General features: G+C 58.6%; 1 protein-coding gene. It reads right to left on the bottom strand.

All coding sequences use genetic code 11. The features are described 5' to 3' along the window. Positions 1-393: hypothetical protein (locus tag VE25_RS22745; RefSeq protein WP_201776086.1), on the bottom strand; the 393-nt coding region annotated here is incomplete at its 3' end. Positions 394-447: the final 54 nt, after the last annotated feature.

Below are 447 nucleotides of genomic sequence, written 5' to 3' on the forward strand. Positions count from 1 at the left end.
CCCCTTCTCTCCCTCCTCTTCTTCTCTTACGCTATCTCGTATGCCGTCTCCCTCTTTTTCTTCCTCTCTCTTTTCTACCTTTTTTCTTCCTTCTTCCCTTCCTTCTTTCTTTTTTCTTCTTCCTCTTCCTCTTCTTATTCCTTCCTCTTCTTTTCCCCTTTTCTTCTCTCCTCTCTTCCTCTCCTTCCTTTTTCTCCCTTCTCCTTTCTCCCCTCCCTTCCCCCCCTCTCCTCCTTTCCTCCTCTTCCCTCCCTCTCCCCTCTCCTCCCCCCGCCCTCCTCTTGTCCTCTCCCTTTTTTCCCTCTCCCTCCCCCCCGTCCTCTTCTCCCTCCCCTCCCCTTTCCCCCCCCTCCTCCCCCTCCTCCTTCCGCCCCGTCCCGCCGCGTCCGCCAAGGGCTACTGCACTGCCGCTCCGCCCCGGTCCGTCGCCCGCCTGCGTGCCGGCTT

It is taken from the genome of Devosia geojensis (genome assembly GCF_000969415.1).
GTDB classification, from domain to species: Bacteria; Pseudomonadota; Alphaproteobacteria; order Rhizobiales; family Devosiaceae; genus Devosia; species Devosia geojensis.